Raw genomic sequence first — 554 nt, 5'->3', positions numbered from 1 at the left:
CTTGTTACTCAGCCGATTGCCTAAATCCTATTGTATGGTCCTCTAATGTTTCCCAGTTTACCAGCAATAAATATCTGCCCTTTACCTCCGCACAACGCTGTAATTCATGTGATATGTAACCTTTCATTGAAGAAATGATTTCTGATGCCTGACAAAAAGCCTTCTCATATTCTTCTTCCAAACCTTGTTTTACCTGAAGCATTACGGCTTCCATTATCATATAAACTCCACCTTCCTTTTTTATTTGGAATTCACACTAACCACAATGGTAAATTTACTTTAGAGTCCCCATGCCTCTTTTAATAAGCGAATCCCCATGTCAATCTCAGATTCCGATAAACCGCCAAAACCCAGCAAGACTTTAGAATCTCTCACTTGGGTGCCATGATAATAAATCGATAATGGATATATTTTCACACCTGCATCCGTTGCAAGCCTGATTAACTCATCTGCCTCCATCTCTTTCTTCACTTCTAAAACGATATGGAGCCCGGAATTAGCACCGATTACATTTACGTTGTCTGCTAAATATTTTTTAATTGCTGACAGTAAGA

Annotated in this window: 2 pseudogenes; both read right to left on the bottom strand. The window is 38.4% G+C overall.

Going from position 1 to position 554, the window contains the following annotated elements:
- Window positions 1-7: 7 nt before the first annotated feature.
- Window positions 8-220 (bottom strand): annotated as a pseudogene (locus RYX56_RS21140) (antibiotic biosynthesis monooxygenase family protein); the annotation flags it as partial.
- 59 nt (window positions 221-279) lie between these two features.
- Window positions 280-554 (bottom strand): annotated as a pseudogene (locus RYX56_RS21135) (MocR-like pyridoxine biosynthesis transcription factor PdxR); the annotation flags it as partial.

Origin of the sequence: Alkalihalophilus lindianensis (assembly GCF_032843265.1) — a bacterium.
Classification (GTDB): Bacteria; Bacillota; Bacilli; order Bacillales; family Bacillaceae_D; genus Alkalihalophilus; species Alkalihalophilus lindianensis.
Note: the sequence above shows the minus strand (reverse complement) of the source record. Positions and strands in the feature narration are given on the sequence as shown.